Origin of the sequence: Rhodococcus sp. WY5 (genome assembly GCF_018588185.1) — a bacterium.
GTDB classification, from domain to species: domain Bacteria; phylum Actinomycetota; class Actinomycetes; order Mycobacteriales; family Mycobacteriaceae; genus Rhodococcus_F; species Rhodococcus_F qingshengii.
The window spans coordinates 2034108-2047896 of sequence record NZ_JAAMPR010000001.1 but is presented as its reverse complement, the minus strand read 5'-3'; the positions used below and the strand labels follow the sequence as shown (position 1 = coordinate 2047896).

15 protein-coding genes are annotated in these 13789 nt (G+C 62.6%); 9 read left to right on the top strand and 6 right to left on the bottom strand.

Annotated elements, in window-relative coordinates; all coding sequences use genetic code 11:
• Positions 1–129: 129 nt before the first annotated feature.
• Together G4D79_RS09500 and G4D79_RS09495 are read left to right on the top strand one after the other, a co-directional pair.
• Complete coding sequence (locus G4D79_RS09500) at positions 130–1443, top strand: YhgE/Pip domain-containing protein (RefSeq protein WP_099698103.1); 1314 nt, start codon at positions 130–132, stop codon at positions 1441–1443.
• 99 nt (positions 1444–1542) lie between these two features.
• Positions 1543–2919, top strand: a complete 1377-nt coding sequence (locus tag G4D79_RS09495; protein ID WP_039973099.1) for an NAD-dependent succinate-semialdehyde dehydrogenase — start codon at positions 1543–1545, stop codon at positions 2917–2919.
• 118 nt (positions 2920–3037) lie between these two features.
• Here the strand turns inward: G4D79_RS09495 and G4D79_RS09490 are convergent, their stop codons facing one another.
• Positions 3038–3316, bottom strand: coding sequence for a hypothetical protein (locus tag G4D79_RS09490; protein ID WP_054188399.1), 279 nt, complete (start codon positions 3314–3316; stop codon positions 3038–3040).
• Positions 3317–3365: 49 nt separating this feature from the next.
• Here G4D79_RS09490 and G4D79_RS09485 point away from each other — a divergent pair, with 49 nt between their 5' ends.
• Entirely contained in the window at positions 3366–3809 is a 444-nt protein-coding gene (locus G4D79_RS09485) for a hypothetical protein (protein WP_054188400.1), read from the top strand.
• A 4-nt stretch (positions 3810–3813) separates the two neighbouring features.
• Here the strand turns inward: G4D79_RS09485 and G4D79_RS09480 are convergent, their stop codons facing one another.
• Complete coding sequence (locus G4D79_RS09480) at positions 3814–4647, bottom strand: alpha/beta fold hydrolase (protein ID WP_099698104.1); 834 nt, start codon at positions 4645–4647, stop codon at positions 3814–3816.
• Positions 4648–4721: 74 nt separating this feature from the next.
• Here G4D79_RS09480 and G4D79_RS09475 point away from each other — a divergent pair, with 74 nt between their 5' ends.
• The 5 genes from G4D79_RS09475 to G4D79_RS09455 all read left to right on the top strand — a co-directional run bounded on the left by G4D79_RS09475 (position 4722) and on the right by G4D79_RS09455 (position 10615).
• The gene (locus tag G4D79_RS09475; protein WP_064687758.1) at positions 4722–5201 is read left to right on the top strand and encodes a MarR family winged helix-turn-helix transcriptional regulator; all 480 of its coding nucleotides are present in this window, start codon (positions 4722–4724) and stop codon (positions 5199–5201) included.
• The gene (locus tag G4D79_RS09470; RefSeq protein ID WP_099698105.1) at positions 5198–5830 is read left to right on the top strand and encodes an allophanate hydrolase subunit 1; all 633 of its coding nucleotides are present in this window, start codon (positions 5198–5200) and stop codon (positions 5828–5830) included. The genes G4D79_RS09475 and G4D79_RS09470 overlap by 4 nt, the downstream gene beginning before the upstream one ends.
• Positions 5827–6690 carry a biotin-dependent carboxyltransferase family protein gene (locus G4D79_RS09465; RefSeq protein ID WP_099698106.1) on the top strand — a complete coding sequence of 288 codons (864 nt, stop codon included), beginning with the start codon at positions 5827–5829 and terminating at the stop codon, positions 6688–6690. Before G4D79_RS09470 ends, G4D79_RS09465 begins: the two co-directional genes overlap by 4 nt.
• Before the next feature lie 46 nt (positions 6691–6736).
• Positions 6737–8287 (top strand): bifunctional 3'-5' exonuclease/DNA polymerase, encoded by a 1551-nt coding sequence (locus G4D79_RS09460; protein ID WP_099698107.1) that lies wholly within the window; start codon positions 6737–6739, stop codon positions 8285–8287.
• A gap of 102 nt (positions 8288–8389) precedes the next feature.
• Positions 8390–10615 carry an MMPL family transporter gene (locus G4D79_RS09455; protein WP_064074236.1) on the top strand — a complete coding sequence of 742 codons (2226 nt, stop codon included), beginning with the start codon at positions 8390–8392 and terminating at the stop codon, positions 10613–10615.
• Positions 10616–10619: 4 nt separating this feature from the next.
• Here the strand turns inward: G4D79_RS09455 and G4D79_RS09450 are convergent, their stop codons facing one another.
• The 4 genes from G4D79_RS09450 to G4D79_RS09435 are packed head-to-tail and all read right to left on the bottom strand — an operon-like array spanning position 10620 to position 13099.
• On the bottom strand, positions 10620–11465 hold the full coding sequence (locus G4D79_RS09450) for a DNA-3-methyladenine glycosylase (protein WP_099698108.1): 846 nt from the start codon (positions 11463–11465) through the stop codon (positions 10620–10622).
• A complete protein-coding gene (locus G4D79_RS09445; RefSeq protein ID WP_007729599.1) occupies positions 11462–12061 on the bottom strand; it encodes a methylated-DNA--[protein]-cysteine S-methyltransferase in 600 nt (199 codons plus the stop codon). The genes G4D79_RS09450 and G4D79_RS09445 overlap by 4 nt, the downstream gene beginning before the upstream one ends.
• On the bottom strand, positions 12058–12612 hold the full coding sequence (locus G4D79_RS09440; RefSeq protein ID WP_080961251.1) for an RNA polymerase sigma factor: 555 nt from the start codon (positions 12610–12612) through the stop codon (positions 12058–12060). The genes G4D79_RS09445 and G4D79_RS09440 overlap by 4 nt, the downstream gene beginning before the upstream one ends.
• Positions 12599–13099: a methylated-DNA--[protein]-cysteine S-methyltransferase gene (locus tag G4D79_RS09435; RefSeq protein ID WP_003940613.1), complete on the bottom strand. Its 501-nt coding sequence runs from the start codon at positions 13097–13099 to the stop codon at positions 12599–12601. The genes G4D79_RS09440 and G4D79_RS09435 overlap by 14 nt, the downstream gene beginning before the upstream one ends.
• Before the next feature lie 144 nt (positions 13100–13243).
• On the opposite strand from G4D79_RS09435, the gene G4D79_RS09430 reads away from it, so the two are divergent.
• Entirely contained in the window at positions 13244–13789 is a 546-nt protein-coding gene (locus G4D79_RS09430; RefSeq protein WP_007729604.1) for a hypothetical protein, read from the top strand.

Genomic DNA, 13789 nt, shown 5'->3' with positions numbered 1-13789 from the left:
GCAATCCGGCCTGTCGCCGACCGGACAGGTCTCCAGCGCCGCGGGCAGATCGAAAGACTGCCCCGGCGCACCTTTGCGTTTACGCTCAGCCCGAGGAACTCCGCGCGAACGAAAGCCGGTCGACTGACGATGAGCAAGAACACGGAGCCGTCTGCCCGCACCGTCATGCACACACCACGATTCTGGTTGACACCATTGATAGTGGTCACCCTCTTGATGTCTGCGCTGGCAGCGTTGTACATGGGCGGAATACTCGACCCCAAGAAACACCTGGACCAGTTCCCGATCGCCCTGGTCAACCAGGACGAGGGCGACACCCTCCCCGGTGGCGACCCCGCCGACCGTAAGAACTTCGGAAACGACATCGTCGCCGGCCTCGAAAGCGGAATCGACCACCAGAAGATCGACCTGCAGCAGATCGGTATCGCCGAAGCCCAATCGCGGTTGAACTCCGGCACGCTGTACGGCGCGATCGTGATTCCCAGTGATTTCACGAAGAGGACGATCATCCTGGCGGAGGCCAGCGTCGTCGCCGGTGACGTAGAGCAACCGATCATCACGATCTACACCAATCCTCGCGCCGGTTCCGTCTCGGCATCGCTGGTCCAGTCGATCGGAACCACAGCCCTCGCCTCGGTCAACAAGAACATGGGCGAGCAACTCACCGCCCTTGTCACCGCGCAGTTGGAAGCGGGAGGCACCGGAACCCAGATCTCCGGAGCGAGCCGCCTGCTGCTCGAAAACCCGGTGAAGGTACTCACGGTTGCCCACGATCCGCTTCCCGACGGAACCGGATTCGGTTTGGTGGCATTCTATTTCGCGCTGCTGTTGGTCCTTGCGGGATTCACCGGAGCAACCGTGGTCAATTCCTTGGTGGACGGCATGCTCGGATACGCGCCTACCGAATTCGGTCCACTCTTCGTTCAGAACGACGTTGTGGGTATCAACAGGTTTCGAACGCTGCTCGTCAAATGGGCATTCATGATCGTGTTGTCCGGCATAGTCTCCGCGTTGTTCCAGTGGATCAGTCGCGCCCTCGGAATGCCGGTCACTCACGGGCTTGCATTGTGGGAGTACGGCGCGCTGGTCATCACAGCGGTGGGCATCACGGCGATGTCGGTGATGGCCGCGTTCGGCTCGTTGGGCATGTTGATCAACCTGTTCGTGTTCGTCATTCTCGCGCTGCCCTCGTCCGGTGGCACCATCCCCCTCGAAGCCAGCCCCAGGTTGTATGCCTGGCTGGCGCAATTCGAGCCGATGCACCAGATCTACATGGGCACGCGATCGATCCTGTTCTTCGGCGCACGCGGTGAGGCAGGCCTGCTGCATGCCGTCTGGATGACGTTGGTGGGGCTACTGATCGGCGTCGTACTCGGCATCGTGACCACCCGTTTCTACGACCGCAAGGGCTACGAGCGCACCCATCGTCCCAAGGTGGCGTGACATGGTACCCAGCCGGGATTTGATCGAAACCTGTTGAGCCGATTCAATGTGATTGCGCGTTTCGGGAATCTTCGAGCCCCTTCCGCACGTTGTACAACTATGGCTAATTACAAAACAGTCAATCCCGCGACAGGTGAAACCGTCAGGGAATTCGATACTTTGGATGACGCCGGAGTTGAAGCCGCACTTGCGAACACGCATCGCGGCTACTTGACCTGGCGCAACAGTGCGCCACAGCAGCGTGCGGCAGTCCTGAGCAAGACCGCCGAACTGTACACAGAGCGCGCAGACGAACTGGCCCGAATGATCTCCTTGGAGATGGGTAAGCCGGTCCGCGAGGCCAAGGGCGAAGTACAACTCTCGGCCGCGATCTATCAGTGGTATGCAGACCACGGTCCGGCACTGCTCGAGGAAGAACGACTCGACGTTCCCGGGGCCGAGGAGTCGGTTGTGTACCGGCGACCGATCGGCGCTCTCATCGGCGTCATGCCGTGGAACTTCCCGTACTACCAAGTCGCCCGCTTCGCGGCACCGAATCTGATGCTCGGTAACACGATCATTCTCAAGCACGCATCGAACTGTCCGCAGTCGGCGCTGCTGATGGAAGAGATTCTGCGACAAGCCGGATTGCCGGACGACGCCTACGTCAACGTCTTCGCGACCAACGAGCAGATCGCGGACATGATCGCCGATCCCCGAGTTCAAGGTGTGTCACTGACCGGCAGCGAACGCGCCGGAACCAGCGTCGCCGAAACTGCCGGACGCAATCTCAAGAAGGTCGTCCTCGAACTCGGCGGATCAGACGTGTTCATCGTCCTCGATTCCGACGACATGGATGCCACCGTCAAGTCCGCAACCAAGGCACGTCTGTCCAATGCCGGCCAGGCCTGCAACGCGGCCAAGCGTTTCATCGTCACCGAAGATTTCTACGACGACTTCACCAACAAGTTGGCGACGTCCTTCGAATCCGTCACTGCCGGTGACCCGTTGGACGAATCCACAGTCTTGGGTCCACTCTCTTCGCAGAGCGCGGCAGATACTCTGATCGAGCAGATCGACGACGCTGTGTCCAAGGGTGCCACGCTGCTGACCGGTGGAAAGAAGATCGACGGCCCGGGCGCCTACGTTCAACCGACATTGCTCGCAGACGTGACACCGGACATGCGGGCCTACAGCGAAGAACTGTTCGGACCTGCCGGAGTCGTCTACAAGGTCAAGTCGGCCAGCGAGGCTGTGGAACTTGCCAATTCGTCGGTCTACGGTCTGAGCGGATCCGTCTGGAGCAGCGATCTCGATTCCGCCCGGTCGGTCGCCGCAGATCTCGACGTGGGAATGGCGTTCGTCAACGAGCACGGAACGACGTTGCCCGGTCTGCCCTTCGGCGGAGTCAAGCGCTCCGGAGTCGGCCGCGAGCTGGGTCCGTGGGGAATGGACGAGTTCGTCAACAAGAAGCTGCTCCGCGTCTCGAAGAAGTAGTTCGACACAGAAGTAGCTCGACACAGAAGTAGCTCGGCGCAAAGGAAGGCCCTGACCTCGATGGAGGTCGGGGCCTTTCCTCATAACCCACGGACCAGCAAGCGGGTCCGCTGCCTGGTCACTCGCTTGCCAGAGTGACACTCCCACGAGTGAGGCTCCACCCGAACCTCGTCGCGATGACAGCTGACAGCCAGCCCATCAGCGCACCCACCAGTGGAGCAGCGACGGCGGTGTAGATCGCCTCGTTGGAAACACCAACCGACACGGCGGAGTCACCGACGAAGGCGAAATCGGTTCGGGAGGCGAAGGACGCCCACTCGATCAGGCCGGAGACAACAATAATCAGGAACCCCAGCAGGAAGCCGAAGCCGGCCAGCAGAACGTGAAGTGCGCGCATCCGGTCAGTCTGCCTGTAACGCCCACCCAGATAAAACCGACCTGCTGGTATGACACTTTCACGTATCGCTCGCACTTCCGTGATCGCCGCCGCCCTCTGCGCGGGCGCAGCCATCTGTTCCGCGACGTCAGCTTCCGCGGACGTAGTCGACGTCACGATCCTTCCGGGTCTCAGCAGCGGACCGACGACGCCGTACGGAGCGGGCTGCACATATCTGGTGGTTGCCAGGACAGCAGCGTTGAACGAGCCGAACGTCTCGATTGTCGACATGAACCGGGCGTCGACCATGTTCCCGCAGGAATTGATCTGGGACACCGTCAATCCTTACTTCACCTTGCCGGTGGTGCTCGGCCACGCAGTCACGCTGTGGACTCCGACCGCACCCGGTGAGCACTCCCTGATGGCCTACCAGACGTCCGCGGGCGGGCCGGTCGCAACGGTCATGGTCAATCCGGCCACCCCGATCGGTCCGGGGTGCGTCGTCGCACCCTGATCCGCTAGCCCTCCAAGAAGTCGACGAGCACCCGGTTGATTTCATCGGCGGGAACCATCGGAATGCTGTGATGCGAAGAATCTTTCAGCACCTCGACACGCGCTGCGGGAACCCTCTCCCGCACTGACTTCGACACGGTTTCCGCATCATGCACCCGTCCGTCTTGTGCGAGGACCACCAGCAACTCGACATCCAGTGCGCTCAAGGCCTCCTTCGACGGACGTCGAGGCACTACGAGATCGGGTCGCGGTAGATCCGAAGTGCCCACTTCCACAAGAGACAGCCAGTCGGAGTCGATACTCAACTCGCCTGTCTCCCATTCCAACAGTCGCCGTCGGCGTGCTCGCGACGGGGAGAGCAACAGCGGAAGCGCACGCAGAAGGTAGCCCGCCTTCATGCCGGAGAAACTCGAATTAGGGTCGAGCAGAACAAGTTTGCCGAGACGATCAGGTCGATGCAGCGCAAAGGCCAACGCAATCATCGCGCCGTAGGAATGTCCGATCACATCGACGGTGCCGGCCCCGGTGCAATCGACTATCGAGTCCATCCACTCGATCAGATCGTCGACGGACTTCATCGGATCACCATTCGGAACGCTCCGCCCGGCATCGCCCATGGTGTCGACAGCAAAGACACGCCGGGATTTCGACAGCGTCGCAACATTGTCGAACCACACCGTCGAAGTGGCACCTCCCCCGGACAGAAGGATCAACGGCCGCGAGTCTGCATGCCCACAGACGTTCACATGCGTGTTACCGAACCGCCCCGCGAGATCCACACCCAGCGGTTTCTGCGGCCATTTGGTCAGTACAGCGTCGTATGCGCGATTGAAGTCCATCCCCCACCCCCATTTCTCTCGATTATCGAGATAGTAGACAATCAAGAGACAACACACCAGGGCTGGAGGCATCCTTGAGCGTCGGCGATGCAGAAGACGAAGCGATGGCGATCGTCCACTCGCTTCGCGCACTTACCGTCGACTTGAACGTGGCGGTTTCCGGCTTTGCGAACAAGTACAAAATGCACTCCACCGACGTGCGCGCGTTGATCTGCCTTCTCGATGCCGAGCGCTCGGACACACCGGCGACACCAGGCTGGCTCGGCGCACAGCTGGGTATCAACTCGGCGTCGGTGACCGCGCTCGTCGACCGGATGGTCAAAGCGGGCCACGTAGCTCGGGAGCGAGACTCAGCAGACCGCAGGCGGGTGCTCTTGCAGGTCACACCATCGGCGGTCACTCTGGGCGAGAGTTACTTCGGCCCACTCATTTCACGGGCGGTGAGCACCCTCGGCAATTTTACCGCCACAGAGCGAGCCACCATCGCGAGTTTCATCGCCGCGATGCGAGCGGACGTGGAGCGGACTCGAGTCGATAGGGAGCCCTCCCGGTGACTCGCATACTTCCCGCGGGAGAACGCGCATTGCTCGTGGACTTCGATTCCGAAGCTGGCGTTCTCGCGTTCACCGAAGCACTGACGCGTAACACCCCGGTCGGGGTCGAAGACTTCCTCCCCGCAGCTCGCACGGTCCTGGTCACGTGCACCCCGGCGGCAGATCTCACGTACGTCCGGAAGTGCTTGAACGATCTCGAGCAGACCGATTCTGCCGCGACCACAGACGAGCATTCCGAGACGGATGCACTCACCATCGCCGTCAGGTACGACGGGCCCGACCTCGACGACGTCGCACAGTCACTTGGTATGAGCCGATCCGAGGTGGTTGCGGCCCACACCGGGGCAATGTGGCGTTGCGCCTTCATCGGATTCGCGCCCGGCTTCGCCTACCTGACTTCAGGCGACGCTCGGCTCGACGTTCCGCGTCGAACGCAATCACGAACCGCTGTGCCTGCCGGTTCCGTCGCCCTGGCCGCTGGATACAGCGCGGTCTACCCGCGTGCATCACCGGGTGGCTGGCAGATCATCGGGAGCACCGATGCCGTGATGTGGGATCTGAACGCCACACCACCGGCCACCGTTCAGCCCGGCAGACGCGTGCGCTTCGTGAACGAGGAACAACGATGAACGGCCTCGAGATACTCGACACCGGGCCGCTGAGCCTGATCCAGGACCTCGGACGGATAGGTCATCTTCGCTCGGGTGTCGGGGTTTCCGGTGCGGCGGACAGGCGATCTCTCAGGCTTGGCAATCGGCTCGTCGGCAACAACGAGGGCGCAGCCGGTGTCGAGGTCCTCCTGGGCGGGCTGAGTCTTCGGGCGCAGCAACCGACAACGATCGCGTGCACCGGTGCGCCTGCACAGGCCTACCGCGACGGCATTCCGGTCGGGCATTCGAGCGTGATCGATCTACGGGCTGGTCAGACCGTCCGCCTGGACTACGCACCGAGTGGACTGCGGACGTATCTGACCGTCCGAGGCGGCATTGTGGTTCCCGAGATCCTGGGATCGCGCAGCACCGACACGATGTCCGGGATCGGTCCGGCGCCTCTCGAGCCTGGTGTTTTTCTCCCGATCGGGCCATCGCCGACCACGTTCTCAGGCGTCGACCTCGCACCGGTGCCGCCGATGGCAAACGAGACTCTCGCCATTCGAGTGGTGTTCGGTCCTCGCGCAGATCGATTCACCAACCCCGAAACACTCCTCCAGGGCCGATGGGCGATCTCGACCGACTCGGACCGAATCGGCGCACGCGTCGATCGCGTCGGCGCCGACGAACTACTTCGAAGAACAGACGACACCGAACTGCCCACCGAAGGCGTGGCACTCGGATCGATCCAGGTCCCACCCAGCGGCCAACCTGTCGTGTTCCTCGCCGATCACCCCATCACCGGCGGCTATCCGGTGGTGGGAGTGGTCGCGGACGCAGATATCGACCGACTCGGCCAAGCCCGCCCGGGTCAGCACATCCAGTTCGTCGGGGCCTGAGCACGCCGAGCGATGGCGTGTCGGACCCAGCCGTCACACTGATGTCGTGCGAGTTGTCCTGGTCCCCGGTAGTACGACGTCCACGGGAGCTGTGACGGCAACTGTCCTACGGACCGATCCCGCTGGAACGCCGCTCGCCGATCCCGTCGAATACCCCGACCTGATCGCAGCGGTACGCACCATCGAGGAAGCCGAGCACCCGCGGTGGGTGTGGCCGAATACGGCGACCGTGTACCCACCTCTACTGCGGGCAGGCGTACGGGTTCAGCGGTGCCACGACATCTCCCTGACCCGCGCGATACTCGGAATGCGCGCCGGCAAACCGTCACCGCCCGCCGAGGAGTTCGACGACGATCGACTCGGACTCTTCGACACTGCACCCGTTCTCGATCCCCTCGCCGTCGTCACCGAATTCGCCGAGCAGCGCGCAACCATCGGCGCGGACGCTCGACTGGACTTGTTGATCGCAGCAGAATCGGCCGGCGCTCTCAGCGCCGCCGAGATGACGCACACGGGCCTTCCGTTCTCGACGCAGAAGCATCGCGAACTCCTCGAAGAACGGCTGGGGCCGCGGCCGACGGGATACGACCTCCCCGCTCGTATGCAGGAACTTGCCGCACAGATCAGTGAGGTCTTCGGGCGCACCGTCAATCCTTCGTCTTCGGTGGAGATCACCGAGGCGTTCGGTCGTCAGGGCATCGAACTTCCGTCGACGCGCAAGTGGTTTCTGCAGGAGATCGATCATCCGGCTGTGCCGCTACTCCTTCGTCATCGCGAACTCGCCAAGCTGTACAGCACCAACGGTTGGCAGTGGATGGACAGTTGGGTGCGGGGAGATCGATTCCGTCCGATCTACGTTCCCGGTGGTGTCGTGTCCGGCAGGTGGGCGAGTCGAGGCGGCGGGGCCCTCCAGATTCCGAAGACCATGCGCTCGAGCGTCGTCGCCGATCCGGGCCACGTGTTCGTCGTCGCCGACGCCGGTCAGCTCGAGCCCCGAATTCTGGCCGCCATGTCCGGCGACCGCCGCATGATGGCCGCCGCCGGGGACGACGACCTGTACGCACTTGTCGGTGCCGAAGCCTTCGGCGGTGATCGCGCAAAAGCCAAGGTCGCAATCCTCGGAGTCCTGTACGGGGCGACGGCGGGTGAAGCCAAAGCACTGCTCGTCTTGTTGCGGAAGCGATTCCCGGTCGCCGTCGAGTACGTCGAGCAAGCTGCCAAGGCAGGTGAGCGCGGCGAGGTGGTGAAGTCACTGCTCGGCCGGGCCTGTCCCCCACCGTCTCCCGACTTCTACTCCCACGGCGACGCTCACGCCCGCGGTCGTTTCACGCGCAACTTCGTCGTGCAGGCCACTGCGTCCGAGTGGGCGCTGTGCCTCCTGGCCGACCTCAGGCGCCGCCTCGCCGAAGATCCGGACGGCGAGTTGGTCTTCTTCCAGCACGACGAGGTAGTCGTGCATACCCGAAATCCCGAGTCAGGTACCGCCCACGTGCTGGCCGCCGCGGCTTCGGCAACTCGATTGTTGTTCGGCGACACAGTCGTCCGTTTTCCCATGGACGTCGCAGCCCGCGAGACTTACGGCAAAGGCACTTCGTAGCGTCGTCAATTCCACGCCAAGTGGTTCCACCGCGCCCGTATTGCGTGTTCTACTGGAAAACGTTGCTTTGTTGGTGCTGGTCGACTGCGTTCGAGGAGAACCATGACCAAGCTGGATACAACTGATGCAGAACGGAACGAGCGCGGAACGGTCAAACGCCTTCGCGTGCCGATCTTCACCGTGATCGCGCTTGCAATCTTTGCCTTCGTCGCAGGCGGATTCGGCGGTTCGTTCCAAGGCAAACTCGCCGAGGTTCAGAAGAACGACAACGCCTCGTACCTGCCGAGTTCCGCAGAATCGACGATCGTCAGCAACCAATCCGCGAACTTCCTCGCAGTCGAGACGATCCCTGGATTTGTTCTGTTCCATCGAGATTCGGCCCTCACCGAGGCGGACAAATCTGCAATCAACTCGGCCTACGGCGCCATTGCCGGCATCTCCGGGGTAGACGCCGACGGTATGCAGCCCACTCAGTACTCCGCCGACGGCACAACTGCGTCGATCTTCGTGCCACTCGTCGCCAAGGACGGAGACACATCCGTGGCAGGCGATGTCCTGGCGACCACCGAGCAGAACGTCATCGACGCCGCAAAACAAGCAGCTGGTGATGTCGAGGTACTCCCAGCCGGGCCAGGTGGGCTACTCGTTGCGTTCATCGACGCCTTTGCCGGTCTGGACGGAGCGCTCCTTGGCGCGGCACTCCTGGTCGTGATCCTCATCCTGCTTGTCGTGTACCGATCGCCGGTGTTGTGGTTCTTCCCGCTGTTCTCCGCGCTCCTCGCCATCGGCTTGTCGTCGATGGTGATCTATTTTCTCGCGAAAGCCGAATTACTCACTCTGACCGGACAATCTCAAGGCATCCTTTTCGTGTTGGTGATCGGTGCCGGTACCGACTACGCCCTACTCTTGATCTCTCGCTATCGCGAAGAATTGCACACGTATCCCAACCGCTTCGACGCGATGATCAAGGCCTGGCGCGAGTCTGCGCCGGCCATCACCGCTTCGGCTGTCACCGTGATTCTCGGTCTGCTTTGCCTGACGTTCTCTCAACTCAACTCCAACAAGAGCCTCGGACCCGTCGCCGCCATCGGGATCGCCTGCACCTATCTGGTGATGATGACGTTCATGCCGGTCGCTCTGGCCGCCACCGGACGGTGGGTCTTCTGGCCGCGCAAGCCCAAGGTCGATCACGCCGCAGACCTTACGACGCACGGGATGTGGGGCAAGATCGCCGAGGCCGTCGGTAGCAAGGACCGCCCACTGTGGATCGGCGCCACAGTGTTGTTGATCATCCTGTTCGCGGCCGGGATCGGCAGTCTCAAAACCGATGGCCTGACATCCACCGAAAGCTTCACCAATCGTCCCGACGCCGTTGTCGGACAAGAACTCTACGACTCGAAGTTCGATCCCGGAGCCGGCGCACCGGCCGTGATCACCGCAAACGCCGACCAGGCCGACGCCGTCATCAAAGCAGCCAGCGGCGTCGAAGGTATCTCGCAGGATCCCGGCGCCGTCTGCACCCAGGTGGACGTCGCGAAGGTCAGCGATTTGATCAAGACCAACCCCGCTGCCGTCGCACAAGCCGCCGCTGCGGGTTGCGCCCCTGCGGCTTTCACCGTTGCACCGATCGACGGCCGAACCATGATCAATGCAACCCTCGCCGACTCCTACGATTCGCCGCAGGCACTCGAAACTGTCAAGCGACTGCGGACTGCCGTCCACGACGTGCCCGGCGCCGACGCGCTCGTCGGCGGCAGCACGGCCACCACCCTTGATGTCCAGGCGGCCTCGGTCCGCGACAGAAACCTGATCATCCCGATCGTGCTGGTGGTGATCTTCCTGGTTCTGGCCGCTTTGCTCCGCGCTCTGCTGATCCCGGTGATTCTCATTGTCACCGTGGTGCTTTCATTCGCGGCGACCCTCGGTGTGAGCGGATTCTTCTTCACACACGTATTCGGGTTCGCCGGGGCGGATCAATCGTTCCCGCTGTTCGCCTTCGTCTTCCTCGTCGCGCTGGGTATCGACTACAACATCTTCCTGATGACCAGAGTCCGGGAGGAGACCGGAGAATTCGGCACCCGTGCAGGTGTACTGCGCGGTCTTGCGGTGACGGGCGGTGTGATCACGTCAGCCGGAATCGTCTTGGCCGCAACATTTGCCGTACTGGGCATCCTGCCACTGGTCTTCCTCGCCGAGATCGGATTTGCCGTGGCCTTCGGCGTGCTGCTCGATACGATCATCGTGCGCAGCGTCCTGGTGCCGGCACTCTCTCACGACATCGGGAAACGTATTTGGTGGCCGTCCGAACTGGCGCGCGCGAAAGACTGACCGACTACAGAAACGCTTCCTTGGTCCACAGATGAAAGAGCGCGTAGGCTCGCCAGGGTCGCCAGCGCTCGGACAACGCTGCGGCTTCTTTGGCCGTCGAGACCCCCAGCGCACGTTTCAACACCAGATCATCGGGCACGAATGCGTCGCGATCACCGAGAATCCGGACGGTGAGATAGTCAGCGGTCCACGGTCCGATCCCCTTTAGCGCCAACAGCTCTCGCCGAAATTGGACAGGATCCGCATTCCAGGAGAGGTCGAGGCCGTTCGCTGCCGCAGTTGCCAGCGTGTGCACTGTTCTTGCGCGCGCTGTGGTCAATCCGACGGCTTTCTGTATGCCCTCGGTTGATTGCGCTGCAACCACGTCCGGATCAGGGAAGGCAAGAAAATCCCCTTGCACCGGCGCTCCGAATGCGCTGACAAAACGACCACCGAACGTCCTCGCCGCGCCGAGCGAAACCTGTTGTCCCAGAACAGTGAGCACTGCGGTCTCGAACCCGTCCACCGAACCGAGCACACGCAATCCTGGACGGGCGGCAACAAGTGGGGCCAACAACTCATCACTACCGAACGCCGCTTCGACAGCAGTGTGATCGGCGTCGAGGTCGAGCCAACGGCGCACGATCACCTCCAGCACTGCGGAATCCGCTACCGGCACATCGGAATCCACGACGACACCGTCGTCGGTCCACGACACCGACACGACAACGGGTCCGGAAGGCAACGGTACGACTCTGGTGTGAACACCGTCGTCGTGACGCTCGAGGCCTGCGACGCAGTGAGCCCGCAGGGCACCGGTGAGCGGTTCGACTGCATAGGGCGCCTGAAAGCGCAGCGTCACTGCGCTCACCGGCCGGCTTCCAGATCCAGCAGAATCGCTTTCAGTTCGGGGCCACCCGCGTACTGCCCGAGGCTGCCGTCGCTGCGCACCACCCGGTGACACGGGACCACCAACGGCAGCGGGTTCTTTGCACATGCGGTCCCTACGGCACGCACCGCACGTGGGCTTCCCGATGCTGCCGCGACCACCGAATAGCTTGCAGTGTGGCCGTATTCGATCTCGGGAAGATGACGCAACACTTCGCGTCGGAACCCCTTCGCGAGTTGGAAGTCCAAGCGCAGATCGAATTCTCGACGCGCACCGGCAAAGTACTCGTCCAACTCGCGAGCGACAGTGTCCAGCCTGCGCGGGTAATGAAGCACACGGGGGCTGACGGTGTCCGCCAAACGTTCCAGAACGAGGTCGTGCCCTTCGACGGCAAAGGCAACCCGCACCAGGCCGACATCGGTCGCCGCCAGGAGCAGCTTTCCGACCGGCGAATCGACGGTTCGATATGCCACGTCGATCAATTCAGCTTCGGACGCCTGAGCAGCCAGGCGCGCCCGTAGGCGGATCATGGCGTCAGCGTCAACGGCTGGAAGCGCCTCGAACACATCGTTACTCATGAGTGACTCCCTTCCGCAGCGGTAGCGGACAAGTAGGTTCTTCGTAGTGTGGCGATACCGTCGGCACCCGCGCGTCTGGCGGCCGCCGGGGTGTTGCCGAGGATGTCCGCGATCTCTGCGTACGGCAGCCCACCCAGAAAGTGATAGGCGACTGCCGCACGTTGTTTGAGCGGTAGCTGTTCGAGTGCGTCCCAGAGTTCGTGATCCCACGTTCCGGGTACGCCGATTCGCGTCGGCAACTCCGGAACGTCGTCTGTCGGCACGGCCACCCGGGCGCGCACTCGGGTGATGTCGATTGCCTTGCGGTGCGCGATGGTCACCAGCCAGGCTTCGATGTTCGCGTCCGGATTCAGATCCGGATATGCCCGCATCGCTGCGATGAACGTCTCGGACCACGCGTCCTCGGCGTCGACGGGCCCGACCACCGCGCGGCAGACACGGAGGACCACTGCACCGTATTCGGTCACGACGTCTTCGAACGGTTTGAGTGTCACGACCGGTAGACGTTCCCGATCACCGAATTGTGAGCCGAGCGCATCAGAAGAGGACATCCGATTCGCCGCCGTGCTCGCGGTCGAGTAGGAACCGCTTACGTTCGAGGCCGCCGGCGAAACCGGTCAGACTTCCGTCGCTACCGACCACGCGATGACAGGGAACGATGATGCTGATCGGATTCTTGCCGTTTGCCGCGGCGGCAGCACGGATCGCAAGCGGGTTACCCAAAGTTTGCGCGAGCTCCATGTAGGTCCAGGTTTCGCCGTACGGGATCGTTCGCAAGGTGTCCCACACCCGCTTCTGGAACTCGGTGCCCACGGGCGCCAGCGGCACGGAGAACTCCGTGCGATCACCCTCGAAGTACTCGGTGAGCTGCGATTCGACTTCACCGAAGACCGCCGAGGAACGATCACCGAACGTGGACTCGTCCGGCTTGTGGCGATGCTCCGCCATGTACAGACCGCAGAGGTCGTCACCTGCTGCTACCAGCGTCAACGCTCCGATCGGCGAGTCGATCACAGTGTGCGTACGGATAGCCGTCATGTCTCGATCCTTCCAGGTTGCGCGGTGCGGCAGGCAGCGGGTGAAGTGATTGTCCGCGCCGGCACCGACACCTCGAAGACGCCGCGGGCCTCGTGAATGTGAGATTTACCTGTACTTTGACGTCACATCAGGCAGTATCGAGGGATGGCTCTAGTTTTGCCCGGCAGCTCCACCGTCGTCCGCTCCGTCGGCGACGTGGTGCACTGGTCCCTGTCCACGGTCGCATTTGCGGTCACCCTGCCCACTCGACTCGAGGCGCTCCTCTTCTCGGTCGAGAGGTTGGTGGCGCGCATCAACCAGATCGCCGACAACGCCGACCGCGTCGTCATCGGAGCTGCCGCCGTGACCGTTCGCGCTGAGACACTGGTCGAGGCCGTCGAGCAGACGTCGGACATCGCGGGTCAACTCCTCGAGATCTACGAGCCCATCGCCCTACAGCTCGCGCCGCTGGCCGCCAGGTTCGCCGACGACCTTTCCGAGGCAGAGGTCAGCGCCGCGATCAAGCTGATCGACCAACTACCGGAGCTCACCGACCGGGTGGCCGCGGTATTGCCCATCCTCGGAACCTTGGACTCCGTCTCGCCCGAGATCCACGAACTCCTCGGAGTGGTCAAGGACCTGCGGCAGGCGATCGTCGGGGTGCCTGGCTTTCACTTCTTTCGCAAGCGGGGCGAAGCCAAGCTGGATTGA

Bases quoted from the DNA above. Each gene is read 5' to 3' on its own strand.
- G4D79_RS09440 (WP_080961251.1), bottom strand. From the start codon at position 12,612: ATGTCCTCTTCTGATGCGCTCGGCTCACAATTCGGTGATCGGGAACGT.
- G4D79_RS09485 (WP_054188400.1), top strand. From the start codon at position 3,366: ATGACACTTTCACGTATCGCTCGCACTTCCGTGATCGCCGCCGCCCTC.
- G4D79_RS09435 (WP_003940613.1), bottom strand. From the start codon at position 13,099: ATGACGGCTATCCGTACGCACACTGTGATCGACTCGCCGATCGGAGCG.
- G4D79_RS09500 (WP_099698103.1), top strand. From the start codon at position 130: ATGAGCAAGAACACGGAGCCGTCTGCCCGCACCGTCATGCACACACCA.
- G4D79_RS09495 (WP_039973099.1), top strand. From the start codon at position 1,543: ATGGCTAATTACAAAACAGTCAATCCCGCGACAGGTGAAACCGTCAGG.
- G4D79_RS09455 (WP_064074236.1), top strand. From the start codon at position 8,390: ATGACCAAGCTGGATACAACTGATGCAGAACGGAACGAGCGCGGAACG.
- G4D79_RS09465 (WP_099698106.1), top strand. From the start codon at position 5,827: ATGAACGGCCTCGAGATACTCGACACCGGGCCGCTGAGCCTGATCCAG.
- G4D79_RS09490 (WP_054188399.1), bottom strand. From the start codon at position 3,316: ATGCGCGCACTTCACGTTCTGCTGGCCGGCTTCGGCTTCCTGCTGGGG.
- G4D79_RS09480 (WP_099698104.1), bottom strand. From the start codon at position 4,647: ATGGACTTCAATCGCGCATACGACGCTGTACTGACCAAATGGCCGCAG.
- G4D79_RS09445 (WP_007729599.1), bottom strand. From the start codon at position 12,061: ATGAGTAACGATGTGTTCGAGGCGCTTCCAGCCGTTGACGCTGACGCC.
- G4D79_RS09430 (WP_007729604.1), top strand. From the start codon at position 13,244: ATGGCTCTAGTTTTGCCCGGCAGCTCCACCGTCGTCCGCTCCGTCGGC.